The following is a 26,202-nucleotide window of genomic DNA, read 5'->3' as shown; positions in this document are numbered from 1 at the left end:
GCCGGTCCTCGACCGGTGGGGTCACTGCCGCGGCGGCTCGCGTCAGAATTTCAGTCCCGCCTTGAGGAGGCCTTCAACGCGGCGCTCGAAGTCCTCAGGGTTCCGGAAGGGAAGGATGCGGCGGCGGCGCTCGACGGAGAAGCCGGGATTGATCTGAAGCACGCGCTTCCAGGCCTGTCGGCTCTCCTCCAGTCGGCCGAGGTGACCATAGCAAGAGGCGAGCAGGGCGTAGGCGGTTTCTGATTGAGGATTACGCGCGAGCCGCTGTTCGATCGCAGCAATCGCTTGCGCATATTGGCCGAGGGAAAAGCGCGCATCGGCGAGAAATTGCAGCGTGATTTCCGGATAGTGCGGGTCCAACTGCATCGAAGTATCAAGCGTCTCGAGCGCACCAGACGGATCGCCGGAGAATGTTTGAGTGGCCGCCTTCAAGAGCAGGAACTCCACGGAGTTCGGCGAAAGAGCGAGACCACGTTCTACTTCGGCCTCTGCCCGGTCGAGTTCGCGGATCCAGAGGTAAGCCACGCCCAATGCCCAGTGGGCGGTGGGTTCATCCTCGTCCATCGCAACCGCCCGCTGCGCAAGGTCCAAGCCGGTCCGCAGCGAGTGCTCAGGATCGCTGGAGAAGCCGTTGGAGTAGTCATTGACATGGGTGAAGGCGATCAATGCGCAGGCGGCGGCATATCCTGGATCGATGGCGAGCACGCGCTCGAGCAGGTCGCGCCCCGCGATATTGCCCGTTCGGGTGGCCGCCCAAGACAGCTCGCGGCCGCGCAAGAAGAGTTCGTAGGCCTTCACGTCGACCGCGCGCCTTGGAATCAGCCGATCCTGCTCACTGGCCGTCAGCTTCAGTTTGAGCGCAGTGACGATCTCCTGCGTAAGTTCGTCCTGGACGGCGAAAATGTCGCTGAGGTCGCGATCGAACCGGCTGGCCCAGACATGTCCGCCGCTGCTCGAATCAATCAATTGGGCCGTGACCCGCACCCGGTTGCCCGCCTTGCGCACGCTGCCCTCGAGCACGTAGCGAACGCCGAGCGCTTTGGCCATGTCCGGGACCGAGATCGTCGCATGCTTGTATATGAAGGATGAGTTGCGGGCGATTACGTGCAACTCCGACAGCTTCGAGAGATCGGTAATGATATCCTCGCTTATGCCGTCGGAGAAATACTCCTGTTCGGCATCGCCACTCATGTTGTTGAATGCCAGCACGGCAATGGAAGGCTTGTCGGGCACAGGCGGCAGCACCGACCGTTCTTGACCGCCGACCTCAAGCGAATAGACCCGGATCGGCTCGGCGATGTTCTTGAGTTGCGTTGCGCCAAGGTCGAGTGCAGGGAGGTCGAGCTTTGCTTTCACCTGCCGGTAGGCATCTTCCGATAGACAGATCGCGCCGGGCTTGGCGATTCCTTGCAACCGCGCGGCGATGTTGACGCCGTCGCCCATGAGATCGCCATCGCTCTCCTCGACCACATCGCCGAGATGGATGCCAACGCGGAATTCGATGCGGCGCTCGGGCGTGAGACCGGCGTTTCGCTCGACCATGCCGTTCTGTACTTCGACGGCGCAACGCACGGCATCGACAACGCTACGGAACTCGATGAGGCTCCCGTCGCCGGTGCGCTTGACCACTCGGCCATTGTGCACTGCGATCGTCGGATCGATCAGATCGCTGCGCAGCGCCCGTAGCCGCGCCAGGATGCGCTCCTCGTCCGTGCCAGCGAGTCGGCTGTAACCCACCACATCTGCGACCAGGATCGCTGCGATTTTTCGCGTGTCGCTCATAGCGCCAGTCCCACCTGGACCCAGATTACCACAAAGTGGCAGCCAACGCCGCGCTTGTGCGGTCGTTCGGCGCGATCGTGAGATCGGACAGCCAGCGCCGCTCCCTGCTGGTTTGTGGATTGCCTACCTGGTGACTTCCAGTCCCAGCTTGCGGCGCAATTGCTCGACACGTTGCTTGAACATGGCGTGGCGTTCGCCCGGAAGCGTCGCCGAGAGGACCATGGCGACGAGTTGCTCCTTCTCGCGCTCGTCGAGACGCGGTTTCAGCAACTCGGTCGACTTGTCGATCACCCTGGGCACGTCTGCCACCTGGTCGGTGGCCCATTTCGCGTAGACGACCGCCTCCTCGAGTTGCTTTTCGTTGGCGGCAATCGCGCCGATTTCCGCGCGCACCCGCATTTCCAGAGCCTCCGAGACGACCGCGTCCTCTGCGGCGATTGCCAGGATGACCGTGGCGGCCGCGGTGACGGGGTCGTCTATGGCTGTGACAGGGGCCAGGGCGGCCTTTTTGCGCAGCTTGTTGCGCCTCAGAGTGCCGCGCACCCTGCCGACCGCATCTGCCACTTCGCCGGCCGCCTCACTCATGATCTTGAGGCGATACCACCAGAAGGCAGCTACGCCGAGCAAACCAAATACCGCCAGGATAATGTGCATGGTCGAAAGCCCCCGCTCCGTCTGTTCCCGTGCGTTGACTATAGGAACACAACTTAGACGACAAGTCGGAATGTCGGCAAAGCCGAGCGGCAATCACGGATGCATGTCGCACCGGTTGCGACTATCGGCGCCGTTGTTTTCTGAGTTTTTCCATTCTTTCCGGCGGGTCGATGAACAGCACCAAGACAACGGCCGCCGCCACGAGTATGTATGGCGGAATGCCGGTCGTTGCACTGGCAAAGGCAGCAACCAGCATTGCCGCCGCAATATAGAGTCCGATCGACAGGGGGCTGGAGAGCACGGCCCAAGCGAGATCGGATATACGATCCTTCCATTTGCTCTCGAACGCCGCCATAGCCGAAGATCCCGATAGAATGGTCTCAAAAGGGTGATTGACCGTTTCGTTCAGCAGCATCGATTGCCGCAATACGTGTCGAACGCACCATACGGCAACCGACATCGCAGCGGATCGGACCTTTGGCGACCGAAGCGCCTCCCGGAGTCGGACCAAAGTCCGTATGCCTTGCTGAAAGGGAGCGCGCTCGGCTGCCGTCTTATCGCGAATATATTGCACCGATGCTGCAGTGCGGCAAAAATCCTCCGCGCGGCCATGAATTCACCAAAACTTGGCGACAGAACGCTATTGCGGGTTGTCCCTGGGATGCGGACGATTCCATCGCAAGCGGCAAGCCGGCGACATTCCTCCATGTCTGCCGGCTTTACACACGGGGATGACGGACCATGAAAGTTGTAGTCGAGAATACCGTCTGCTTGAACACCGGCGACGCGGCCATTCTTCTGGCGATCAGGCATATCCTGAGATCGGTGGCGAACGAGGACCTGGAATTCCTGGTGTTCGACAGCCAGCCGGAGGTTGCGGCGCGGCTTTATCCGAAGGAGCAATATCCGGACATCGAGCTCAGGAAGCTGCCGTCGGAATCGATCTTCAAGTACAAATACGACGACAACACCGTCAAGAACGCACTGAAGCAGGTCTACAATCAGGCCGTGTTTCAGGCTCTGCGCCATCTCGGCAGCGGCAACTACCTCGATCGGCGTTTCTTCAGCGAGGCGGACCGCAAGAGCCTGGCGCTCTACAAGGACGCCGATATGGTGATCACCACCGGCGGCACCTATCTCGTCGAAAACTATTCGCTCGAGCGGCGCATCAACCAGTTCAAGCTTGCGGAGATGCTCGGCAAGAAGACCATCTTCTTCACCCAGTCGCTCGGCCCCTTTGCAAAGCCCTACAACCGCCGCAACCTGCCGCCGGTTTTCAACCGCAGCCCGCTGATCCTGTTGCGCGATGTTCGTTCCCGCGACCACATTCTCGACCTCGTCGACGACCCGTCGAAGTGCCATGTGGTCGCCGATTCCGTCTTTGCGCTCGCCGACGTGGAGCGGATCAAGGCACTGCTGACGATCGGCCGGCCGGCGCCGACGGGCCGCGTCGGCATCTCCGTGCGGCACTGGCACTACGTCCAGGGCGGTGGCGGCGGCATGGACCGCTACATCCAGTCGATCCGCGAGATTGCGACGAGGCTCGTGCGCGACCACGGCAAGGAGGTCACCTTCATTTCGACCTGCCAGGGCGTGCCGGAATATGCCCACGACGATTCGAAGACGGCGAAACTGATCGTCTCGGGCCTCGCGCCCGAAATTGCCGAGCACGTCACGGTCGACGCGGCGTTCCACACGCCGGAACAGTTGATGGCGATCGCCAGGGAGCTCGATTTCGTCGTGGCGACGCGCATGCACATGATGATCATGTCGCTCTGCGTCGGCACGCCGGTGCTGCCGATCGCCTACGAGTTCAAGACCAAGGAAGTCGCCAAGCGGATCGGCGTCGAGGATGTCCTGCTCGATATCGACACGGTGACGCCCGAGGAGGCGCTCGGCAAGCTCGACCGCTTCGCCGGCGATCTCGACCGCTATCGCGCGGTCAGCCTCAAGGCGGTACTGGAGGAGCACGCCTCGGCGATGTCGGCGGCCGACTTCATCCGCCCGCTGATGGCAGGTTCATCGGCGAACGGCGCCCAGGCCCTTCGTCAGGATCTCGAAGAGGACCTGGCGCGGCGCGCGTAGGGCAAGCGCGAACAGCAGCGCCAGCCCGTAGTTGAGGCAGATCGCCAGAGCCAGCGCGACGACGTTCGAGGAGCCGGTCAGGGCTATCGGCAGCAGCCGGTAGCCGAACCAGGCGACGAGCGCCGAAAGAACGAAGAGGCCCTGGACGTAGAGGAAATCCCGGGCCGAGACCGGCCCGACCCGCTGCAACAACCAGGCAAGTACCGGGACGCGCAGCACGTAGCCGCTGATGGCATAGGCGGCTGCGACGCCGATCGCACCCCATTGCAGGCCGACGACGAAGGAAAGCACCGTCGTCAGCGACGAATAGATCCCCCAGCGGAACATCGTCTTCGTCTCGCCCTGGCAGATGAAGATCCAGCCGGTCGTGCTCGATACCGGCTGCATGAGGCTGGCAACCCCGAGCCAGGCGAAGATCGGCGCGACCGGCAGCCATTGCGCGCCGAAGAGGAGGCTGACGGTCGGCTCCGCGGCACAGGTCAGCGCCGCAATGCCCGGCATCGTCACTGCCGCCAGCAGCCAGTTGGTCCGCATGTAGATATCGCGAAACCGCGCCTTGTCCTCCTGGATGCGGCTCATCAGCGGGATCATCACGCGTGAGAGCGGCTGGGTGATGTTCTGCAGCGGGAAGAGCAGGAGCTTGTAGGCGCGGTCGTAATAGCCGAGCTCGACCGGTCCGGAGAACTTGCCGATCAGGATGTTGTCGAGATTGCGCGAGAAGAAATTGACGAGGTTGAAGCCGGTGAGATTGGCGCCGAAGGAGATGATCTCACGGTCGATCCGGAAGGCCGGCCGGCCGGGCATCCATCGCGTCGCCCACCAGGCGGCGAGAAGGGCCACGGCGGCCGACGCTGCCGGGCCGATCACCAGCGACCAGTATCCCATGCCGTAATAGGCGGCCGCAGCGGTGACCAGGAGCCCCACGACCGCGGCATAGACATCGTTGAGCGCCAGCTGGCCGAACTTCAGATGCCGGTTCATCAAGGCGAGCGGTAGGGCCGCAAGGCTGCCGAGCAGCAGCGGCAGGGCCGCAGCAATGGCGATCGCCGTCATCCGCTGGTCGCCGTAGAAGGCGGCAATGGCGGGGGAAAGGGCAACGACGACGAGGGTGCAGAGGAGGCCGACGAGAGTGCTGATCCAGAAGACCTGGTTGAGCTCTTTCTCGCCGATCTCCTTGCGCTGGATGACCGCCTGCTGCAGGCCGAGATTCTGGAACAGCCCGACAAAGGCGACGATCGGGCTCACCGAGGCGACGAGACCGAAATCCTCCGGCGCGAGCAGCCGGGCAAGCACCACGACCGAGACGAACTGGATGACCATGCGCAGAATTTGAGCGCCGCCGGTCACCAGCCCACCGCGCAGCGCGACGCGGCCGAACTGAAGGTTTTCCTTGTTCAAGCGACAAGCCTCGTTTGGGAGAACCGGCTCAGAATTCGAGCGAAATCGTCGTCCAGAGCCTCCATATTGAATTCCGCCTCGACTTTGCCGCGGGCGTCCCGGGCGATGTGCTCGCATTCGTCCGGATGCTCTGCGATGAAGCGCAGCCTGTTCGCCAGCGCATTGACATCCCTTTCGATGGCGAGGAAGCCGGTTTTCTGGTCCTCGATCAATTCGGGAATACCGGAATGGTACGAACTGACCACCGTCAGCCCGGCGGCCATCGCCTCCATCAGGGCCACCGGTATGCCTTCGACATCGCCGTTTTCGGCGGTGACGCTCGGCAGCACGAAGGCGTGCGACCGCCGCAACCATTCCTTCACCTCCTGATGGGGGAGGCTGCCGAGGAAGGAAACTTGGCTCGCAATGTCGAGCTCGGCGGCAAGCGCTTCGAGCTCTGGCCGCAGCGGACCGTCGCCGATGATCGTGTAGCGCCAATCGAGTGCGGGGGCTTCGGCGCGGAGCCTGCCCAGCGCTCGGAGCGCGTATTCGACGCCCTTCTTCTCGGCCAGCCGGCAGACCGAAATCAGTTGCAGCGTCGCGCCGCGCCAGGATTTCCATTCATAGGGGATCTTTTCGAGGTCGATGCCCATATGGTGGACGGCAACGTTCGATGCCGGCGCCCCGGCCTCGATCAGCACGCGGCGAAAATAGTCGTTTACCGTCAGGTTGAGCGCGCCGTGCTGAAACAGGTCGTCATAGCGGCCGAGGCCCCGCTCCTTGAGCGGAACGCCGACGTCATAGCCGTGGAAGATTGTCACGATCGGCGGGGTCAGCCGCTTCCATTTCTTGAGACGCGCAGCGCGGGCGCCGTTATGGCCGAAATGGGCAACGATCACGTCGCATGCGTTCAATCGCGCGACCGACGAGATGTCGAGCGCGGTGGAGGCCTTGTCGCGGAGCTTCGGCGGCAACCGGCCAATGGCCGGGCGGAAGCGCGCCGCCGCACCCCACCAGTCGCGCGTGCGGGCGAGCAAGGTCGCAAGCGGCTCCTGCTGGCGATCCGCAAAATTGTAGTCCGAGATACCGTTGCAGACGACCTCGACCTTGAAGCCGCGCCTCAACAGACCGGCCATCTGGCCGATGACGAATGTCTCCGAAAGCATCGGAAACTGACCGACGACGAAACCGACGCGCATGCCGGGCGGTCTCAGGAGGCCTTGAGCTGGGCGGGGCGGCTCGCCGCGGCGCGTTCCAGCACCTCGAGGAAGGCCGCGAACTGCCGGTCGGGCTGCATGAGCGGCCGCTTGGCGAATGTCGAGGCGGCCTGCGACAGGCGCTGATACTCGCCCTCGTCGCTCCAGAGCCGGCGGATGGCGCCGGTCCATTCCTCGAGCGGCGCGTCATAGTCGAGGACGATACCGCCTTCGCCGATCGCCTCCGGCAATCCGCCGCGCCGTGAGCCGACGACCGGAATGCCGCTGCAGTGCGCCTCGGAGGCGACGCGCCCCCAGGCCTCTTCCCACTTGCTCGGCGCAAGCAGGATTTTCGCGCGGCCGTAGACGGTCTTCATGTCGCTGGTGCGGCTTTCCAGCCGCACGTTCTTCAAGGGCGCGATGATCTTCTCGATTTCCGCCCGATGGTCATCGGAAAGCTTCCAGCTTTCGACGAAGAGGAAGGGAATGTCCGGGCACTTCGCGGCGATCTGGACCGCCAGCTCGAACCCCTTCTCCTTGTAGGGGTTGATGAAGGTCACGTACTCGCCCGTCGTGCGGGTCGTGTAGGTTTCGGGATTGATCGTCGGCGGGATGACCACCGAATCGATGCCGAACTCCTGCTTGTAGGCCCGGGCGGTGAATTCCGAGTTGGCGATGTAGTGGGCGGAGGTCAGTTCGCGCAGATCGCCGGCGAGCTCATGGAACTCGACGTTTCTCAGATAGATGACCAGCGGCACGTTGTGGACCTGCAGCGCCTTGCCGATCGGCACGGATTTGTGGCACTGCACAACGGCCACGTCTGGCTGCAGCTTCTTCACGGCGAAGCTTGCCGCTTCCCACGGGTGCCAGGCGCGAACGACGGGATAGCCGGGGAAGCTGTCCATGACGCCGCGGTCGCCGGACAACTTTAGCTTGACGCGCTGCTTGAAGCCGAACATGCCGTCGCCGAACAGGGCGGCGAGCACGCCGGCCTCGTGACCACGGTCACGCAGTTGCTGGACAAGGTGGTGCGTGCTCGATTGAACGCCGCCGCTGAATTCGGGATAATATCCGTTTCCGCCGGCAAACAGGACCTTCATACCGCATTTCTCCTTCATAGAGACGTTTTCACCGTGAGCGCAGGGCGCAGCACCAAATGGACGAGTCGGGACGCATCAACTCCAGAATGACGGCAATTGTTGGGTCGCCCGGCGACCGGCCGGCGCAACCTGCGATTTCGAGGCGTGCTCGAGTGGCGCCGAAGCGACCGGCGCGGAGGTCGCCAAGGACTTAGAAGCCTGTTCATCCGGCCGCAAGAGAGTGAACCTCCACCGAGCAGGGTGACCGTGCGATAAAGCTGCATTGCTGCACTGCAACAAAGACTGTCACGGCAGACGCCGATAGTCAATCGAGCCTCATCCTTTTGGCTTAGCTCGAAAGACGCAGGCCCTCATTGGTCGGAACGCTTGCTTGACGCGGCAGCTCAGCGAGCCTCAAATCAGCCTTTAAAGACCAAAAAACGGGATGGGTGCAACATGGTCGACGACGAATCGGTACCGGAGACGAAGCTGACATCCACCAAGCGGCGCTGGGCTGCCGACGGCAAGTTCCTGACCGGCCGCGTGGCGCGCCCGGAAACGGAGCGTCTGCCGCCCGGCCAGCATCTCGTCAAGGATTGGCCCGTTCTCGATCTCGGGCAACAGCCGCATATGGCGCTCGATACCTGGCGGCTCGATGTGACCGGTTCAGTCGAGCGCCCGCTGTCGCTCGACTGGAAGGCCTTCCAGGCCCTGCCGCAAACGGAAAGCCTCTCCGACATCCATTGCGTGACGACCTGGTCTCGCTACGACAACCGCTGGCAAGGTGTCGCGACGCGCGATCTTCTCGATCGGGTCACGCCCATGCCGGACGCCGAATACGTCATGCTGACGAGCTTTGACGGCTATACGACCAACCTGCCGCTTGCCGATTTCGCCGCCGAGGACGCGATCCTTGCGACGAGCTGGGAAGGCGCGCCGATCACGCGCCCGCATGGCGGACCGATGCGCCTGATCGTCCCCCACCTCTATCTCTGGAAGAGCGCCAAGTGGCTGACGCGCATCGATTTTCGCAGCCGCGACACGGCCGGTTTCTGGGAGAAGAACGGCTACCACATGCGCGGCGATCCCTGGCGCGAGGAGCGCTATTCCGGCGATTGAGGCGAGAATCTGCGACTATCCGTCTTGATCCTTGATGCTACAGTTCACGCTTTGAGAAGCGAATTCTGCCCAGGAGGAGAGCATGCGCAGTTCCGCCTTGACGAGCCTGTCCTTCGCTTTGTTCCTCGCATCCGGTACGGCCTTGCCGCAGATGGCTGGCGCCGCCTCGCCCGAACCCGTCAAGGCCGAGCACGGCATGGTGGTGACCGCCCAGCATCTTGCCTCCGACATCGGCGTCGAAGTCCTGAAGAAGGGCGGCAATGCGGTCGATGCGGCGGTCGCCGTCGGCTATGCGCTGGCCGTCGTCTATCCGACCGCCGGCAATATCGGCGGCGGCGGCTTCATGACCATCCGCTTCAAGGATGGCAGGACGACGTTTCTGGATTTCCGCGAGCGCGCGCCGCTTGCGGCCACCAAGACCATGTACCAGGACGACAAGGGCGGTCTTGTCAAAGGCCTGAGCACCAACGGCTATCTCGCCGTCGGCGTGCCGGGTCCGGTGGCCGGTTTCGAATTCGCCCGCAGCCGCTACGGCACGCGGCCGCTGAAGGAGCTGATCGAGCCGGCGATCACGCTGGCGCGGGAAGGCTTTGAACTCGAGCAGGGCGACGTCGATTCGTTCGACGGCAGAACCGAGCGGTTGGCCAAGGACCCGGCCGCCGCGGCAATCTTCCTCAAGGCGGACGGCAAAGCGTTCGAGGTCGGCGAGAGGCTGGTCCAGGCCGATCTCGCCGCCTCGCTTTCGAGCATTGCCGAGAAGGGGCCGGACGCCTTCTACAAGGGTGCGATCGCCGATCAGATCGTCAAGGCGAGCGCGGAGAAGGGCGGCATCCTCGCCAAGAAGGATTTCGAGCAATATCAGGTGCGCGAGCTCGAGCCGGTCAAGTGCAATTACCGCGGCTACGACATCGTCTCCTCGCCGCCGCCGTCCTCGGGCGGCCTGATCATCTGCGAGATACTCAACATCCTCGAAGGTTATCCGCTCTCCTATCTCGGCTACGGCTCGGCCGAGACCGTGCATGCTATGATCGAGGCGATGCGCCACGCCTATGTCGATCGCAACACCGCGCTTGGCGATCCGGACTTCGTCGAGAACCCCGTCGCCAAGCTGACCGACAAGGCCTATGCGAAGGAGATTCGCGACAAGATCGACCCGTTCAGGGCCGGCACCTCTGAGGCGCTGATGCCCGAGGGTTTCGGCGAAAGCAAGGAAACGACCCACTATTCGATCATCGACGACGAGGGCAATGCGGTCGCCGTCACCTACACCCTGAACGGCTCCTTCGGCGCCGGCGTGGTGGCGCCCGGAACCGGCATCCTACTCAACAACGAGATGGACGATTTCACCGCCAAGCCCGGTGCGCCCAATCTCTACGGTCTCGTGCAGGGCGAAGCGAATGCGATCGCCCCCGGCAAGACGCCGCTCTCCTCGATGAGCCCGACGATCATCTCCAAGGACGGCAAGCCCTTCATGGTGATCGGCAGCCCCGGTGGCGCACGCATCATCACCATCACGCTGGAAGCGATCCTCAACGTCATCGACCACGGCATGAACATCCAGGAGGCGGTCGACGCGCCGCGCCTCCACCACCAATGGCTGCCCGACAAGGTGTTCATGGAGCCGTATGCGCTTTCGCCCGACACGCTGAAGCTGCTCTCGGCGCTGGGCCATGATGTCGAGATTGACAAGAGCTGGACCATCTGGGGCCAGGCGACCGGCATTCTCGTCGGCGGCGAGAGTCTCGCCGAGATCGAGGCCGGCGGCGGCGCCCGCTACAATGGCGCCGCCGACAGCCGCATCGGCGCCGGGGCGGCGAGGGGATATTAGACGTATGTCGCCCAAAGCATGCGTCAGTCTTGGGCACCTAACCCTTGGCCGCCACCGCCTCGGCGGCCTCGCGGATGGTCTGCATCAGCATCGACAGCGGTAGTGACGGGATCGCGTCGGTGCGCATGGTGAGGCCGACCGGCCCTTTCGTCTCGCTGGTGTCGATCGGCAAGGCCGCCAGCAGGCCGTCATCGATGTCGGTGGCGACGACGCCGTTCGAGATGATCCAGATCGCGTCGCTCGAACGCACGAAGGCGCGGCCGAAGGAATCGGAGACGGTTTCGATCTGGTTCGGCAGCGCGGCGATGCCGTTGGCGATCAGGAAGCGCTCGACGAAGGGGCGGATGATCGAGGCGCGCGTCGGCATCAGCACGGGGTAGTCGCCAAGATGCGCGAACACCGACTGCTTGTCGGAAAGCAGTGGATGGCCGGCGCGGACCACGAAGACTACCTGCTCGGAATAGAGATGCTCGAAGGAAAAGCCGGTCATTCGGTCGGGCGCGGCAAGCCTGCCGACGACGAGGTCGAGATCGCCGACGCGGAGCTGCTCCAGGAGAACCGCATTCTCGCCGGTGACAATCTTGATCCGGGCCCCGGTTTTCTCCTCGAGGAAGAGCCCCATGGCCCGGGGCATGATGCGCGTCGAGACCGTCGGCAGCGCCCCGATGCGGATCGGCGTCACGTCGCCGGAGCGCTCCTGCGAGACGGAATCGAGGCCTTGCCGAAGCGCCGTCAGCGCCGCGCCGGCGTGGAGTAGGAAAACCTCCCCGTAACGGGTGATCTTGATGCCGCGCCCGTCGCGCTCGAATACCGAGACCCCCAGGACCTCCTCCAGTTCGCGGATCGTCTTGGTGACCGCCGGCTGGGTGACGTTCAGGAGATCGGCGGCCTTGACGACGCTCTTCTGGCGCGCGACCTCGACAAACGTCTGCAGATGGCGAAACTTGATGCGCGCGTCGATCATGGGAAACATAACTCGGGAGTTAATGGATCGCCGCAAAATATCATTTTACCTAACCAGATGAAATGGCCAATTTGGTGGAGAGGAGATCGACCGTGCAAATCACCCGTATCAACGACATCGCCATCCACTATCGGATGATCGGAGCCGTCGCCGAAAAGCCGGTGCTTGTCTTCATCAATTCGCTGGGCACGGATTTCCGCATCTGGAGCGACGTCGCCGCCCGCCTCTCCGATGAATTTTCGATCGTCCTCTACGACAAGCGCGGTCACGGCCTCTCGGATATCGGCCAGGTGCCCTATTCGATCGAGGATCACGCGACCGACCTCGCCGGCCTTCTCGACCGGCTCGCCGTCAAGCGCGCCATCATCTGCGGACTTTCGGTCGGCGGCCTGATCGCCCAGTCGCTCTACCAGCGCCGGCCGGATCTGGTGCGGGCGCTCGTGCTCGCCGATACGGCGCACAAGATCGGCACGGCCGAAATGTGGGACGCGCGTATCGCGGCGATCGAGGCGCATGGTATCGAGGCGATCGCCGACTCGGTACTCGAGCGCTGGTTCACGCCGGCTTTCCGCCGGCCCGAGAACGTCGCCTTCGCCGGCTACCGCAATATGCTGATCCGCCAGCCGGTGCCGGGCTACGTCGCCACCTGTTCGGCCATCCGCGACGCCGATTACACCGAAGCCGCGAGCGGGATCGCCGTGCCGGTGCTCTGCGTCGTCGGCGACCAGGACGGCTCGACGCCGCCCGATCTGGTGCGCTCGACGGCGGGGCTCATCCCCGGCGCGCGCTTCGAGGTGATCCGGGACGCTGGGCACATCCCCTGCGTCGAGCAGCCCGAGGCGCTGACGGCGACGCTCAGCCGCTTCTTTACGTCCCTATCGCCTGGAGACAGACCCGATGCGTGATGCCGTCACATCCTCCGACCGTTTTTGCCAGGGCATGGCGACGCGCCGCGCCGTTCTCGGCGACAGTCACGTCGACCGCGCCCAATCGGCGACGACGGAATTCGACCAGCCTTTCCAGGCGTTGATCACCGAGGCCGCCTGGGGGCATGTCTGGTCGCGTCCGACCTGGACGAAGCGCGAGCGGTCGATCGTCACCATCGCGCTGCTGGCCGCCCTCGGCCAGGACGAAGAGGTGGCGATGCATGTCCGGGCGACAGCCAACACCGGGGCGACGCGCGAGGATATCTGCGAGGCCTTGCTGCATGTGGCGATCTATGCCGGCGTACCGGCCGCCAACCACGCCATCAGGATCGCCAAGCAGGTGTTCGGCGAGATGGATGCCGAAAGGCCCGAGGGGGAGTGACGATGTCCAATACAGAGAATCGCAGGCCCGAGACGGGCGCCTTTTTCCAGCGCGACCGGGATTGGCATCCGCCGGCCTTCGCGCCCGGCTACAAGACCTCGGTGCTGCGCTCGCCGCAAAAGGCACTGCTGTCGCTCGACAACACGATTTCGGAAATCACCGGTCCCGTCTTCGGCCATTCGATTCTCGGCGAACTCGACAACGACCTCATCTACAATTTCGCCAAGGCCGGCGAAAGCGCGATCGGCGAACGCATCATCGTTCACGGCCGGGTGCTGGACGAGCGGGGTCGGGCGGTTCCCGGCGCATTGCTCGAATTCTGGCAGGCGAATGCCGGCGGACGCTACCGCCACAAGAAGGAAAGCTACCTCGCGGCCCTCGACCCGAATTTCGGCGGCTGCGGCCGGACGATCACCGACGAGGACGGCCGCTACTGTTTCCGCACCATCAGGCCGGGCGCCTATCCCTGGCCGAACGGCGTCAACGACTGGCGGCCGGCCCATATCCATTTCTCGATCTTCGGCCACGGCTTTGCCCAGCGGTTGATCACCCAAATGTATTTCGAAGGGGACCCGATGATCTGGAAGTGTCCGATCGTCGGCACGATCCCGGATCGCCGGGCGATCGAGCAATTGATCGCGCCGCTCGATTGGGCGAGCACCATCCCGATGGATGCGCGCGCCTACAAGTTCGACATCGTGCTGCGCGGCCGCCGGTCGACATTCTTCGAGAACCGGCCGGAAGGCAATTGAGGGAGGGAACGATGGTTCAGGATCTGGGCTACCTCAAGGAAACCGCCTCGCAGACGGCCGGGCCTTATGTCCACATCGGGCTGACGCCGAATTTCGGCGGCATTGCCGGCGTCTACGAACGCGACCTCGGATCGTCAATGGTCAATGACGAGACGCTCGGGGAACGCATCACCGTGACCGGTCGGGTGATCGACGGGGCGGGCGCGCCGCTCAAGGACGCGGTCATTGAAATCTGGCAGGCGGATGCGACGGGTCTCTACAATTCGCCCTCGGAGATGCGCGGCGCCGCCGACCCGAATTTCACCGGCTGGGGCCGCTGCCCGACGAGCGCCGAGGACGGCACCTTCGCTTTCGAGACCATCAAGCCAGGTCGCATCCCGTTCAAGGACGGACGGCTGATGGCGCCACATATCAGCGTCTGGGTCGTGGCGCGCGGCATCAATATCGGTCTCCACACGCGCCTCTACTTCCCGGACGAGGGGACGGCGAATGCCGAGGATCCGCTGCTTCAGCGGATCGAGCATCGCCATCGGGCCGAGACGCTTGTCGCCGGCGGCCAGGCGCCTAATTATGTTTTCGACATTCATCTCCAGGGGGAGAAGGAGACGGTCTTCCTGGACATATGATCATTGGCGACCCATCCGCGTTGCCGCGTGCTTGTCGGCGCCCCCGTTCCCCGGGGGAGGCCAGATCCTGGAGGCGTGCAATGACCTATTCGGCCTTTGATCATCCGTATCTGTCCGGTCTGCTTGGCGACGAAGCGGTCGCGGCGGAGTTTTCCGCCGCCGCGGAGATCCGTGCCATGCTGGCCTTCGAGGCGGCACTGGCGCGGGCCGAAGCGCAGCACGGCGTGATCCCGCCTGCGGCCGCCGACCGGATCACCGAGGCGTGCCGCGCCTTCTCCCCGGATGTCGCGGCCTTGCGGCGCGGAATGGCTATCGACGGCGTCGCCGTGCCGGAACTGGTCCGCCAATTGCGGCGGGCGGTCGGGCAAGAGGCAGCGGACTATGTGCACTACGGCGCCACCAGCCAGGATGTTATCGACACCAGCCTGATGCTGCGCCTGAAGGCGATCGGCGAGCTTTTTTCCGGCCGCCTCGGCGAAATCGTCGGCGTGCTGGAAGAAGGCGCCCGGCAATGGGGCGAGCGTCCGCTGTTGGCCCGCACCCGCATGCAGGCGGCCATTCCGATCACCGTGGTGGATCGAATGCGGACCTGGATCGAGCCGCTGCTCGACCATCAGGATCGACTCGACGCCATGGACATCGACCTGTTCGCCGTGCAATTCGGCGGCGCGGCTGGCACGCTCGACAAGCTCGAGGACAAGGCCGACGCGATCCGCGCAACGCTGGCGGAGGAACTGGCGCTGATCGACTGCCCGCAATGGCACAGCCAGCGCGCGGCGATCGCCGATTTTGCCCATCTGCTTTCGCTGGTGACCGGCAGCCTTGGCAAGTTCGGCCAGGATGTCGTGCTGATGGCACAGGCGGGCGACGAGATCGTGCTGGCCGGAGGCGGTTCGTCCTCCTCCATGGCGCACAAGCAGAACCCGGTTGCCGCCGAGGTGCTGGTGACGCTGGCGCGCTTCAATGCCACGCAGATCTCCGGCATCCACCAGGCGGTGGTGCATGAGCAGGAGCGTTCCGGTTCCGCCTGGACGCTCGAATGGCTGCTGCTGCCGCAGATCGTCGGCGCGACCGCTGCGGCCCTGCGGCTTGCCACGGAACTTGCAGGTAACATCCGGCGGCTGGGCGCTTGAGATTGCCGAAAAGACGCCGGGCCGCTTCCTGAGAAGCGGCCCGGCGATGGAAGGCAGGAACAGAGCGGTGTCGGGGGTTCAAGCAGACCGGGCAATATTCCAGTCGAGCCGGCGGACGTCCCTCTGCAATTGCGCATAGGACGCGCCCGGTATTCTGCCGTTATGCATCGCCGCTACCCGGGTTGCGTCGGCGCGGATGTTTCCCTCCTCGCGCCGCAGCCTGTCGAAGGCAACGGTACTGAGCTTGCCCGAAGAGCGCTCCGCATCCATGCGATGGTTGGCGGCGCGAAGCTCGTGGAGGATGGTGGCAAGCCGTGGCTGTTCAACGACGACGGCGGAGGTCATCGGCCGGGCGTCGGGGGCGGGAGGGGCCACATAGTCGTTGCCGAATATTCCTTGGTAGTAGTCGCCGTTCTCGGGGCCGGGCGAATTGCTATTAAGCTCGTGCGTTTCAGCGGCCAGGGCGCCGCCTGCGGCGAGCGACAAAACGAGGGCGGCGATTGCGGAAGTGTTGATGAGCGAGCGCATGTTTGCGTCTCCTTGAACTTAAGGAAGCTGCGTGCTTCCGGTCGGGGCTGTCTCATACCGTCGCGTCGCGATCAGTTGGTCGCCGGCAGTATTCAGCCTCAAGGAAAGGAATAGGCCTGCAGGCGCGGCAAGTCACATTAACAATAAATAAAGTTTCCTCGACATCTGCAGACAAAGTTCTGTCAAAATCCCGGAGACGGACCTGTAACGTCCTCCGGAAATATTGGGAAATGTCGAGTCCTGGGGCTTGTCTTCCGACGCGGATCGGGGCAAGCGCTTAGCGTTGATGAACACCGTGTAATATTTGGGAGATGGCATCGTTTAAAGACGATGCCAGAGATTACGGTCCCTTTCGGCCGAGTGGCCATCCGTGCCGTTCAGGGCGCTTTGTTCGTCGCGCGATTTCGTTTCATTGCCGCCAGCCGCTTGCGCTCACGCTCGTAGTATTGCGCGAGCGAGGGCAGCGTCGACGTGAGCGCGTCGAGCTGGGCCTCGTCGATGCCGACGGCGTCGCGGTATTTTGCGTCGACATAGGCGTGGTGTTGGGAAAGGGCGGCTTCGGTAGCCCCTTCGGCCAGCGTGAAGACCGGGGAAACCGTGCTCCGCCCCTTGACCGTGATCCGGTCGATCTCGATGACGGGGAACTTGCCGGCGACGAGCGCGGCCGTCCGTTCGCCAAGCAGCAGCGGGATGCCGTAGTCCTTCGACGCGCCTTCGAGGCGCGAGGCGAGGTTGACGGCGTCTCCGAGCGCCGAATAGTCGAAGCGCCGGGCCGAGCCCATGTTGCCGACCACGCATTCGCCGGTATTGATGCCGATACCGATGCGAAGCGCCTTCGGTTGGCGTCCTGCCGCCTCGGCCTCGGCGCGGAGCTCGTCATTGATGCGGGCGAGGGCGACGAGCATGTCGCGCGCCGCTGTGACCGCATGAAGGGCATGATCGGGATCGTCGAGCGGCGCGTTCCAGAAGGCCATCAGGCAATCGCCGATATATTTGTCGATCGTGCCGCCCTGGTTCAGCACCGCCTCGGAAAGCGGCGTCAGCAGCCGATTGACCAGCGTCGTTAGCCCCTCCGGGTCGTCCTTCATGTCTTCCGCAATCGTCGTGAATCCGCGGACGTCGCAGAAAAGCACAGACAGCGTGCGCCTTTCGCCGCCGAGCTTCAGTTGCGACGGATCTTTCGCCAGCCGTTCGACGAGCGCCGGCGAGAGGTATTGCGAGAAGGCTCGCATGATCTCGCGGCGGCGACGACGCTCCTCCGCATAGTCGATGCCCGTCTGGCCGACCGCAACGCCGAGGAAGGCAAGGCCCGGGCCGAGCGGCGAGACGAACAGATGGCCGAAGCGCAACAGGCCGTAGCTTGCAAGCAGGATCAGCGCAAGCGCGAAGGCGCCATAGCCGAGCGTGCGCCAGTTGGTCGATTTGAAGACTGCGAGTGCTGCCGCCAGCGCTGAAAGAAGGATCGCCGCTATGGAAATCGACGCACCCGCTCTCTGGATCGCGAGCCCGTGGACGAGATTGTCATAGATGGTCGCCTGGACCTCTGCGCCGGCGACGAGGCTGCGCGAATGGACCGTATCGGATGTGGCGAAAGCATCGGCACCGCCATCGGCAATCGACGGCGCGTTCTGCAGGCTCAGACCGACGATGACGACGCGATCGCGGAAGGTGCCCTCCGGCAGGAAGTTCTCCGGATCGAGCGCCTGGTAGTAGGAAACGGTCGGATAGGTGCGGGCCGGACCGAAGGTCTGGATCAAGCTGCGCTTTTGCGGCGGCTCCGGATCTGCTCCGGCGACGGTGGCGAGCGTCATGGCGAAGCCGTCCGGATAGGAGGGGATCTGCCGCAAGGTGCCGTCGCCGCTGAGATTGACCGAGGCGATGCCGACTTTCGCGCCTCTTTCGATGAAGAGGGGCAGGGGCTCGGTGCGGACGAACTGGTCGGCCTGCGGCGTCTCGATCAGCGTCTGGTCGCCGGCAAGCACAACGTCCGGCCCAAGTACGTCGGCCAGTGCCCTGTCGTTTTCTGGCTCGGCGGCCGGTTCGGCGAAGATCACGTCAAGGGCCATTGCCCGCGCGCCGGCCTTTCTCAACGCCTCGATCAGCCGGGCGTGCAGGGCGCGCGGCCAAGGCCACTGGCTGCCGATCTCGGCCATCGACGGCTCGTCGATCGCCACGATGATTGGTCCGTCCTCGGGAAGCTCCGGACGCCCGACGATCGAGAGATAGTCGTAAGCCCTGAGGTCGGCGAGCGACCAGCCCCCGGTCAGCGAGGCGAGCGAGACGACGGCCGCGACGAAAAGGGTCAAGGCGGCAAGCTTCGCTCGCCGCGGCAACTGCCGGATTCGATCGATTACCGCAAGAGCGCCTTGACGGGCGGGGACGAGGGGAGGGTTCTGCATCAGAACCGCACTTTGACGGTGCCCTTGAAGGTGGGCCCCCAGCCCGGCAGGCCGTCGCGCAGCTCGAATTCCTCGTCAAGCAGGTTGAAACCGGCGAGCTCGACCTCGAAGCGTTTGTCGAAGGGCTCCCATTGCAGGGCGGCGTCGAGCGTCCAGAAGTCGTCGAGCGTTGTGGCGCCCTCCGATCGAGCACCCACATAGTTGGCGGCGACCGTTGTCCGTATGTTTGCCTCGTTAACCCAAGTCAACGCGACCTGGCCGGAATTCTCCGGGAGGTATGGAAGTTCACCTGACGGATTCATGCTCGCGGGCGAAAAGTCCCTGCTCCAAGTGTGGGCGACAGTCGCCGAGATGCCGAAGCCATGGCCAAGTGCCAAGTTGGCGGTCAGAGCAACGCGGTCGGCTCTGGCCTTGTCGAATTCATACTCCTCCGTCGACAACGGGAGTTCGATCGAGCCGTCGTGGATTTCTTGATGCTGGTAGTCGATAGCTGTAAAAATCCAGTCGTTCCATTCGGCGTCCCAGCGAAGCGCGAGCGTGTCGGCATAACCCTCGGCACCGATCAGGAATTGGTTCGGCTGAAGGCCGACGATGCCAACGGGGGCCAGGGAAGCGATATCGAAATTATAACCCTCGCGTTGCACCGCCGCCCTCAGCCAATGGCCATCGAGGGGAGCCCAAGCGACGCCGAGTTTCGGCTCGAGCCGGATATTGTTATCGTTGACATCCTCGATGTAGCGAGCAAAGAGCGCCCCCTCAACCTTGAGGTCCGGCGTGATCTCGTAAAGGCCATCCACGTAGGTCTTTGCCACAGTCTGGGTGGAAGCTGAAGATATGGAAATCGGTCCGCCGGGGGTTACCCGATCAATAAAATCAAACTTGCTTGCCGACTCGGCGGCGCCTGCTTCGATGCCGTAGCGCCAAGTCAGGTCACCGTCGCCGACGAGATGACTGATTGCACCGATATAGTTTTTTCTCCGCTCTTCGGTGCGAACGGTGAGCAGGTCCGGGAAGGGAAAGTCTGAAAATACCGCCCTTTCCCCTTCGACAACTTCGCTGTCAGCGTAGAAAAAAGCCGCGTTGGCAATGTTGCGATAGCCGAACGTGTGACTCCAGGCGATACCTGAGATCAACTGGGATGAACTGTCGTCGTTGAGACTATCGATGGGAGCCGGCGGGAGGGGAATGTCGAACTGATCTCGACTATCGTCAAAGGAGGAATATCGCGCATAGGCGACGACTCGATCGTCGGGAGCGGGTGTGGCTGTAATATAGCCGTTCGCGCCAAGCAAACGGGATTCTCGTTCAATTGTCACGCCCAGCCCTTGCCCTACGGCGTCGCGTGGTTCCTCCCATATAACGTTTCCATTGATGCTGACCGGAAAGGGAGTCAGAGTCAGACCGCGGACGCCAGCCTCTCCCGTCCATCCAGCGTGGTCATCGTTAGCTATCACACCTCCCCCGAGTTCCGCCTCGAAGAAGGGGTACTGGACTAAGTTGGCCGCTCGGTCGCGGCTCGCGAGCATGTGCGGTTCGAGCAGAAGTCCCTGGAAAAATGCTGAGAAAGCGGACGAATTGCTCGAATTAACAATCGGATTGCTGTCGAAATCATAATTGTTGAACAGAGGGTTGACGCTGCCGTGGACAGCCTGATCGATATAACCGGCGGCGGTGAAGGGGTCGAACACGGCGTCGCCGTAATATTGCCCCCAGGCGTCGAGGCCCTGCAGGCGGAAGGCGTCGTTGAGCGTCGAGCCGGCCGACTGGTTGGCGCCGAGCGCCGCCGTGTCGCCGCCCTTTACGCGGTTGCGCCGCATGAATTCCCGGGCATTGCGGATGGCCGCATCTGCGTCATAGGCGTCAATTGCGATGGCGGTGCGAATTGCTGATGTGGCAGGTTGGTTCGGATCGAGCCTGTCGGCATTGTCGAGCGCCTGGGCAGCGGGGACTCGGTCACCTTTCTCGTAGTGTGCACCGGCGAGCAGGAGCTGCGCACCGGCATCGCCTGGATTGGCGGTCGAGGCGGCGAGCAGGTCGTCGATTGCCTTGTCAGCGTCACCGTTTTGCAAGTGGTACAGACCTCGCGCCCCCAGCACGAAATCGAACGAGGGATCGTTGGCGAGCGCAGCGTCGATCTCGCGCTTGGCTTCGGTAAGCCTCCCCTCGCCTAGGTATTGCAGGGCGAGGCTATTGCGATAATTCGGATCTGTGGGATCGAGTTCGATAGCTTTCTTGAACGCCTTCTCGGCCGCGCGGTTGTCGCCGCGTTCCCCCTGAACTAGCCCGATCGCGTTCCAGATCGTTGGAGATCCCGGCGCTGTTTCCAAGGCGCGCTGAAGATCGGCCAGCGCGCCATCAAGATCGTTTTCAATGTCGGAGCGGTAATGAGCGCGTGCCTCAAGTGCGGTTGGATCGTCGGGATCGATCGCCAGGGCCCTTTCGATGCCCTCGCGCATCTCATCGCGATCGTCGAGCAGCATGGCGAACTGCGCGCGGAAGGCCGGAAGGCTCGGATCGTCGGGATACTGCCGCTCCGCTTTCTTGATCGTATCGATGGCAGTCCGGATGTCTGTGCGAAAGCCCGCCGTTAAGGCTCCTGCCAGTGCGCCGTAAGCGCCGGCCGTCTGCCGAGGGGGATTTTCGACGCGATCAGGATCGGCGAGCGCACGGGCAAAGTATCCGCCATAGGCGGCGATGGAGCGGCGCTTGACATCCAGCTCGCGCGCGGCCTGCTCAAACAGTTTCGCGGCGTCGGCGAAGCGATTCTCGGAGCCGGCGATAAGCGCCTCGATGAGGGTTACGCGGGCCGCCTGCGAGCGATTGAGACCCCGCCGCTGGGCCTGATCAAGCGCTGCCTGCGCCTTTTGACGGCCGTCCAACGTCAGGTAGATTTCTGCAAGCATCAGCCAGTCTTCGGCGGAGCGCGAGGCTCCCGGTTGGGCCTCGATCCGTCCCCGCGCGCGCCGCATGTCGGGAACCCTGAGGGGCGACGGCGGCATCCACACGAAGGCGTCACGCAGCGACAGATGGAAAAGCATCTGCTCGCGGTCCTTGGGCGTGACGATGACGATCTTGCTCGGAGCCTTGCCGATCGCGGCGACGGCACCCTCGCCCTGTTTCACCGTGACGCTGCCGTGGGCGTTGCTAAGTTCGACGACGCCTTCAAGCACGGTCAGCGACGTCTTGCCGTCGCCGCCGACGGTCATCGTCCAGTCGGTGCCGCGGATTGCGGCGGCGGCGGCGGGCGTGTCGATCACCAGGCCCTCGCCGCCTCGCTCGGCGCGCGCCCAGATCGAACCGGATTGCAACTCGAGGTTAGTGTCGCCTCCGCCGATCTGCTTGACGCGCAAGGCGGTGTTGCGTCCGAGGCGGATCTGCGTGTGGTCCCGGAAGAGCACGGCGAGTGAGCCGGTCGCGTTGGTGCGCAGCACGTCGCCCGGAACCAGGTCCTGGGCGAGATCGACGAAACGCCAGTTGGAGACGTCGACGAAGCGCACTTCCTCGCCGGACTTGCGGGCAATGACGGAACCGGCCGCCGGCTGATGACGCGCCACCGGCTCGGCAAGCGCCGGCCATGGCGCAAAGAGCGCCATTGCGATCAGCAATGCCCCCATTCTTATTCGCCGCATCCGTGCAATCGCCCCTCGTTGCACGGAATCCAGTGGATTTTCGGCACGAAAAAGTCAAGCGCCCAGTTTTGGGCATGTTTGTTACTGCACCGGTGTAATAGAGAGGAAACCAGGAAGAAGGGGGCTAATGATGGACCAAGGGGGTAACCTGTACAGACTCGAAACGCCAAGTGAAGGCGATGGGTGCGAGGTCGCGCCGAGCGCCTATTACGATCACATCCAGAAGGTCAACGACGTCTTTTCCGATCAGATCAAGATGTCCGATCAGAAGGCGGCCTATATCTTTACCTTCATGTTTGCCTTCCTGGTCTCGTCCGAAGAAGGACGGAGTGTATTTACTTGGCAGCGCTACATGGAAGGGGAGGTGCTGCCGATAATATTCTCCGTCATTATGGCGCTCGCCTCGATCTTTTCGCTCCTCGCAGCGATCCTCGTGGTTCTACCGAGAAAGGGCGCCGTCTCCACCACGCTTTTCTGGGGCGCATGGCGCGCCCACCGCGGCGAGTTTCTGGAAGCCGCAGGTCGTGGTGATTCGACTTATCTGTTTCGCCAGTATGTGGACAACGCCGACGTGCTTTCGGCCATCGCCTGCAGCAAATATCGCTTCGTCATCGCCGCTTTCCGCGGCCTGCTGGTCACGGTCCTCGCTTACGTCTGCCTGCTGGCCATCCACTAGCCGCATAAGGCGGGAACCGATCTGCTGACCGTGGAACCGGCGCCGCCTGCGCAGCGCTGGATCGGAACCTACACCGAGTCCCGCACCCGCTCCCAGGCCTTCGTCAGATGCCGCCCGAGCACCTCCGATAGCTTGGCCTTGTCGCGCGCCTCGAGCGCCGCGATCATCTCTTCGTGCTCGGCGACGGCGGCGGCCCATTTTTCGGGGCCTTCGTGGCCGATGAAGCGGATGCGTTTCAGCCGCGTCTGCAGCACGGCGTGCATGTCGGCCAGCGCCGCATTGCCGGAAAGCTGGGCGATCGCGGTGTGGATCTGCTGGTTCAGTTTGTAATATTGCAGCCGGTCGCCGGCCTGGTAGCGGCGCACCATCTCGTCGTGCAGCGCCCGCACCTCGGCGATCCCCGCGTCGCTGGCGGTCTCGCAGGCAAGCCGCCCGGCTAGCTCCTCGAGCGACTGCAGCACCGTCAGCATGTCCTGGACGTCCTTGGCGCTGAAGCGCTTGACGACGGCACCGCGGCTCGGCACGAGCTCGACCAGGCCTTCGCTCGCCAGATATTTGATCGCCTCGCGAAGCGGCGTTCGCGACACGCCGAGCTGTTCGCCGAGCTGGCCCTCATGCAGGCGGGTGCCGGGCGGCAGATCGCCCTCGATAATCATGTCGCGAAGATGGCTGACCAGCGTGTCGTGCAGCGCGGTGCGCCGGATCGGCCCCGGGCCGCCTTCGCGCCTCCGCTCCAAGGATGTGATTTCGTTCATTTTCCCATTCTGCGCTCAGACCGGTGACCGGTCTTAAGTTCCCTCGTCCGGCTGATTGAATCAGCGGTGTCTCATTCAAGCATGGAGACAGGTCTCGCCATCGTCAACAAAAAAATGCTGCATACAGAATACAAAAGACTTGATGCAGAATTTTGAATGACGTATGACAGTGCCCGAGGCATGAAGACGGGAGGACATCTCACATGACGACCAATGGTGCGGCCGAAGCGAAGGGTGGGCGTCCTGTCATCGCCCTTGCCATGGGCGACCCGGCGGGGATCAGTCCGGAACTGACGGCGCGGTTGCTGGCGCTCGGCGATGTCCGAGAAGCGGCGCATGTCATTGTCATCGGCGACCGCCGCATTCTTGACGAGGGCGCCAAGGTCGCCGGCGTTACGCTCGATCTCGAAGCGGCCTCGACCGAGACGCTCGACCGGGCCGGCACCTCGCGGCACGCCTTCGTCGATCTCAAGCATCTCGATCCGGCCGATGTGGTGCGCGGCGAGGCGACGCTTGCCGGCGGCGCGTTCGCGACCCGTAATTTCCGCGCGGCGCTGGAACTGGCGCATGCCGGCAAGGCCGACGCCGTCTGCTTCACGCCCTTCAACAAGAAGGCAATGCGCTTTGCCTATCCGGGCTATGACGACGAGATCCGCTTCGTCGCCGACGTACTTTCCTTCAACGGCAAGGTCCGCGAGTTCAACGTTCTCGAAAAAGTATGGAACGCCCGCGTGACCTCGCACATTCCGCTCAAGGACGTGGCGCGCAGCCTTTCCGTGGAAGGGATCGTCGCCGAGCTCGAGCTCACCCGCGCCTGCCTCAGGAACGCCGGCCATGACGAGGCGCGGATCGCGGTCGCGGGGCTGAACCCGCATGCCGGCGACGGCGGCAGCTTCGGCATGGAGGAGATCGACATCATCGAACCGGCCGTCGAAAAGGCCAAGGCGCTCGGCTTCAATGTCGAGGGGCCGTTCCCGGCCGACACGGTCTTCGTCCGGGCGCTGAAGGAAGGCTTCAACGCGGTGCTGACCATGTATCACGACCAGGGCCAGATCGCCATGAAGCTGATGGGCTTCGACAAGGGCGTGACGATGATGGGCGGCCTGCCTTTCCCGCTCTGCACGCCGGCCCATGGCACCGCCTATGACATTGCCGGCAAGGGCATTGCCGATGTCGGCGCCAGCCGCGAAGCGATCCTGCTTGCGGCCCGCATGGCGAAGAAAAACCGGGGGCTCTCCGCCGCCGCCTGAATTCGCACGCTTTCACGACATACCGGCGCCGGGGGAGGTCTTGCGCCGGATCCAGCTCAACGGGAGGACCAGACATGAAGAAATCCGTCTCTATCGCATGCATGATCGCCGCCGCGCTCGGCGTGGCCGCGCCGGCCGCGGCCTTCGAGCCCAACCGTCCGGTCGAATTCGTCGTTACCGCCGGCCCCGGCGGCGGCACCGACATTTTCGCGCGCACTATCCAGGCGATCATCGCCAAATACGAACTGATGATGTCGCCGGTGGTCGTCACCAACAAGGGTAGCGCCGGCGGCGCGGAAGGCTTCGTCTACACGGCCGGATACAAGGGCGACGCCCACAAGCTCGCCTTCGGTACCAATAATGCCTACCTGCTGCCGGTTCGCGCCAAGGTGCCCTACAAGGCCGAGGACCTGACCCCGGTCGCAGCCCTCGCATCCGACGAATTCGTCCTCTGGGTCAACGGCAAGGCCGATTATGCGACCGCTGCGGACTTCGTCGCCAAGGCGAAGGAAGGCGGGCTGAAGATCGGCGGCAGCCAGTCGAAGGACGTCGACCAGATCCTGACCTCGATGATCAACGACGCGACCGGCGCCAAGATCAACTACATCCCGTTCAAGAGCGGCGGCGAGGCGGCGGTGCAGCTTGCCGGCGAGCACATCGACGCCAATGTCAACAATCCGAGCGAGAATCTCGGCCAGTGGCAGGCCGGGATGGTGAAGCCGCTCTGCGTCTTCAAGAGCGTCAAGCTTTCGAGCGAGGCAAAGGTCGCCGGTGACAAGGGCTGGGGCGATATCCCGACCTGCAAGGAAGCCGGCATTCCGATCGACAACTATTCCATGCCGCGCACCGTCTGGCTGCCGGGCGCCGTCGAAGCGGATGTCGTCCAGTTCTATGCGGATGTGCTGCGCAAGGTTTCGGAAACGCCGGAATGGGCAAAATATCTCGCCGACACGTCACAGTCGCCCGTCTATCTGAGCGGTGACGAGCTCAAGTCCGCGGTCGAGGTGGACGGCGCCGCCGTCAGCGAAGTGCTGAAGCGCGAAGGTTGGCTCGCCAACTAAG

At 63.5% G+C, this 26,202-nt stretch carries 22 protein-coding genes; 11 read left to right on the top strand and 11 right to left on the bottom strand.

Translation table 11 applies throughout. From position 1 onward, the window contains the following. Window positions 1–42: 42 nt before the first annotated feature. From RHIBR816_RS0119305 to RHIBR816_RS34420, 3 genes are all read right to left on the bottom strand, one after another. The gene (locus RHIBR816_RS0119305; RefSeq protein WP_018238230.1) at window positions 43–1,782 is read right to left on the bottom strand and encodes an adenylate/guanylate cyclase domain-containing protein; all 1,740 of its coding nucleotides are present in this window, start codon (window positions 1,780–1,782) and stop codon (window positions 43–45) included. Between the two features lie 123 nt (window positions 1,783–1,905). Further along, on the bottom strand, window positions 1,906–2,436 hold the full coding sequence (locus RHIBR816_RS0119300; protein ID WP_018238229.1) for a hypothetical protein: 531 nt from the start codon (window positions 2,434–2,436) through the stop codon (window positions 1,906–1,908). A gap of 121 nt (window positions 2,437–2,557) precedes the next feature. Next, window positions 2,558–2,851 carry a hypothetical protein gene (locus RHIBR816_RS34420; RefSeq protein ID WP_157628211.1) on the bottom strand — a complete coding sequence of 98 codons (294 nt, stop codon included), beginning with the start codon at window positions 2,849–2,851 and terminating at the stop codon, window positions 2,558–2,560. A gap of 326 nt (window positions 2,852–3,177) precedes the next feature. Here RHIBR816_RS34420 and RHIBR816_RS0119290 point away from each other — a divergent pair, with 326 nt between their 5' ends. Continuing rightward, on the top strand, window positions 3,178–4,521 hold the full coding sequence (locus tag RHIBR816_RS0119290) for a polysaccharide pyruvyl transferase family protein (RefSeq protein ID WP_026187197.1): 1,344 nt from the start codon (window positions 3,178–3,180) through the stop codon (window positions 4,519–4,521). Here the strand turns inward: RHIBR816_RS0119290 and RHIBR816_RS0119285 are convergent. From RHIBR816_RS0119285 to RHIBR816_RS0119275, 3 genes are read right to left on the bottom strand one after another with little or no spacing between them, the layout of a single operon-like run. Beyond that, window positions 4,456–5,919, bottom strand: coding sequence for a lipopolysaccharide biosynthesis protein (locus RHIBR816_RS0119285; protein ID WP_018238226.1), 1,464 nt, complete (start codon window positions 5,917–5,919; stop codon window positions 4,456–4,458). The genes RHIBR816_RS0119290 and RHIBR816_RS0119285 overlap by 66 nt on opposite strands. Then, on the bottom strand, window positions 5,916–7,097 hold the full coding sequence (locus tag RHIBR816_RS0119280) for a glycosyltransferase (protein WP_018238225.1): 1,182 nt from the start codon (window positions 7,095–7,097) through the stop codon (window positions 5,916–5,918). The genes RHIBR816_RS0119285 and RHIBR816_RS0119280 overlap by 4 nt, the downstream gene beginning before the upstream one ends. A gap of 11 nt (window positions 7,098–7,108) precedes the next feature. Next, a complete protein-coding gene (locus tag RHIBR816_RS0119275; protein ID WP_018238224.1) occupies window positions 7,109–8,194 on the bottom strand; it encodes a glycosyltransferase in 1,086 nt (361 codons plus the stop codon). A gap of 435 nt (window positions 8,195–8,629) precedes the next feature. Here RHIBR816_RS0119275 and RHIBR816_RS0119270 point away from each other — a divergent pair, with 435 nt between their 5' ends. Together RHIBR816_RS0119270 and ggt are read left to right on the top strand one after the other, a co-directional pair. Next, window positions 8,630–9,292, top strand: a complete 663-nt coding sequence (locus tag RHIBR816_RS0119270; protein WP_018238223.1) for a sulfite oxidase-like oxidoreductase — start codon at window positions 8,630–8,632, stop codon at window positions 9,290–9,292. 82 nt (window positions 9,293–9,374) lie between these two features. Continuing rightward, window positions 9,375–11,120 (top strand): gamma-glutamyltransferase, encoded by a 1,746-nt coding sequence (gene ggt / locus RHIBR816_RS0119265; RefSeq protein WP_018238222.1) that lies wholly within the window; start codon window positions 9,375–9,377, stop codon window positions 11,118–11,120. Between the two features lie 37 nt (window positions 11,121–11,157). Here ggt and pcaQ read toward each other — a convergent pair whose 3' ends face one another. Beyond that, window positions 11,158–12,084, bottom strand: coding sequence for a pca operon transcription factor PcaQ (gene pcaQ, locus RHIBR816_RS0119260; RefSeq protein WP_026187196.1), 927 nt, complete (start codon window positions 12,082–12,084; stop codon window positions 11,158–11,160). A gap of 92 nt (window positions 12,085–12,176) precedes the next feature. Here pcaQ and pcaD point away from each other — a divergent pair, with 92 nt between their 5' ends. From pcaD to RHIBR816_RS0119235, 5 genes are all read left to right on the top strand, one after another. Beyond that, on the top strand, window positions 12,177–12,989 hold the full coding sequence (gene pcaD / locus RHIBR816_RS0119255) for a 3-oxoadipate enol-lactonase (protein WP_018238220.1): 813 nt from the start codon (window positions 12,177–12,179) through the stop codon (window positions 12,987–12,989). Next, window positions 12,982–13,392, top strand: coding sequence for a 4-carboxymuconolactone decarboxylase (gene pcaC, locus RHIBR816_RS0119250; RefSeq protein WP_018238219.1), 411 nt, complete (start codon window positions 12,982–12,984; stop codon window positions 13,390–13,392). The genes pcaD and pcaC overlap by 8 nt, the downstream gene beginning before the upstream one ends. Before the next feature lie 2 nt (window positions 13,393–13,394). Further along, window positions 13,395–14,144, top strand: a complete 750-nt coding sequence (gene pcaH, locus RHIBR816_RS0119245) for a protocatechuate 3,4-dioxygenase subunit beta (RefSeq protein ID WP_018238218.1) — start codon at window positions 13,395–13,397, stop codon at window positions 14,142–14,144. An 11-nt stretch (window positions 14,145–14,155) separates the two neighbouring features. Further along, the gene (pcaG, locus tag RHIBR816_RS0119240) at window positions 14,156–14,770 is read left to right on the top strand and encodes a protocatechuate 3,4-dioxygenase subunit alpha (protein ID WP_018238217.1); all 615 of its coding nucleotides are present in this window, start codon (window positions 14,156–14,158) and stop codon (window positions 14,768–14,770) included. Window positions 14,771–14,850: 80 nt separating this feature from the next. Continuing rightward, a complete protein-coding gene (locus tag RHIBR816_RS0119235; protein WP_018238216.1) occupies window positions 14,851–15,903 on the top strand; it encodes a 3-carboxy-cis,cis-muconate cycloisomerase in 1,053 nt (350 codons plus the stop codon). 78 nt (window positions 15,904–15,981) lie between these two features. Here RHIBR816_RS0119235 and RHIBR816_RS0119230 read toward each other — a convergent pair whose 3' ends face one another. The 3 genes from RHIBR816_RS0119230 to RHIBR816_RS0119220 all read right to left on the bottom strand — a co-directional run bounded on the left by RHIBR816_RS0119230 (window position 15,982) and on the right by RHIBR816_RS0119220 (window position 22,459). After that, window positions 15,982–16,431 (bottom strand): hypothetical protein, encoded by a 450-nt coding sequence (locus RHIBR816_RS0119230; RefSeq protein ID WP_018238215.1) that lies wholly within the window; start codon window positions 16,429–16,431, stop codon window positions 15,982–15,984. A gap of 377 nt (window positions 16,432–16,808) precedes the next feature. Then, window positions 16,809–18,830 (bottom strand): CHASE2 domain-containing protein, encoded by a 2,022-nt coding sequence (locus RHIBR816_RS34415; protein WP_052522699.1) that lies wholly within the window; start codon window positions 18,828–18,830, stop codon window positions 16,809–16,811. Further along, window positions 18,830–22,459, bottom strand: a complete 3,630-nt coding sequence (locus tag RHIBR816_RS0119220; RefSeq protein ID WP_026187195.1) for a FecR domain-containing protein — start codon at window positions 22,457–22,459, stop codon at window positions 18,830–18,832. The genes RHIBR816_RS34415 and RHIBR816_RS0119220 overlap by 1 nt, the downstream gene beginning before the upstream one ends. 130 nt (window positions 22,460–22,589) lie before the next feature. On the opposite strand from RHIBR816_RS0119220, the gene RHIBR816_RS0119215 reads away from it, so the two are divergent. Continuing rightward, window positions 22,590–23,135: a Pycsar system effector family protein gene (locus tag RHIBR816_RS0119215; RefSeq protein ID WP_026187194.1), complete on the top strand. Its 546-nt coding sequence runs from the start codon at window positions 22,590–22,592 to the stop codon at window positions 23,133–23,135. 68 nt (window positions 23,136–23,203) lie between these two features. Here RHIBR816_RS0119215 and RHIBR816_RS0119210 read toward each other — a convergent pair whose 3' ends face one another. Then, window positions 23,204–23,890, bottom strand: coding sequence for a GntR family transcriptional regulator (locus RHIBR816_RS0119210; protein WP_018238211.1), 687 nt, complete (start codon window positions 23,888–23,890; stop codon window positions 23,204–23,206). A 203-nt stretch (window positions 23,891–24,093) separates the two neighbouring features. Here RHIBR816_RS0119210 and RHIBR816_RS0119205 point away from each other — a divergent pair, with 203 nt between their 5' ends. Both RHIBR816_RS0119205 and RHIBR816_RS0119200 read left to right on the top strand, forming a co-directional pair. Further along, complete coding sequence (locus RHIBR816_RS0119205) at window positions 24,094–25,140, top strand: 4-hydroxythreonine-4-phosphate dehydrogenase PdxA (protein WP_018238210.1); 1,047 nt, start codon at window positions 24,094–24,096, stop codon at window positions 25,138–25,140. 74 nt (window positions 25,141–25,214) lie between these two features. Further along, the gene (locus tag RHIBR816_RS0119200) at window positions 25,215–26,201 is read left to right on the top strand and encodes a tripartite tricarboxylate transporter substrate binding protein (RefSeq protein WP_026187193.1); all 987 of its coding nucleotides are present in this window, start codon (window positions 25,215–25,217) and stop codon (window positions 26,199–26,201) included. Window position 26,202 lies beyond the last annotated feature (1 nt).

Source organism: Ensifer sp. BR816, assembly GCF_000378985.1.
Classification (GTDB): Bacteria; Pseudomonadota; Alphaproteobacteria; order Rhizobiales; family Rhizobiaceae; genus Sinorhizobium.
Note: the sequence above shows the minus strand (reverse complement) of the source record. Positions and strands in the feature narration are given on the sequence as shown.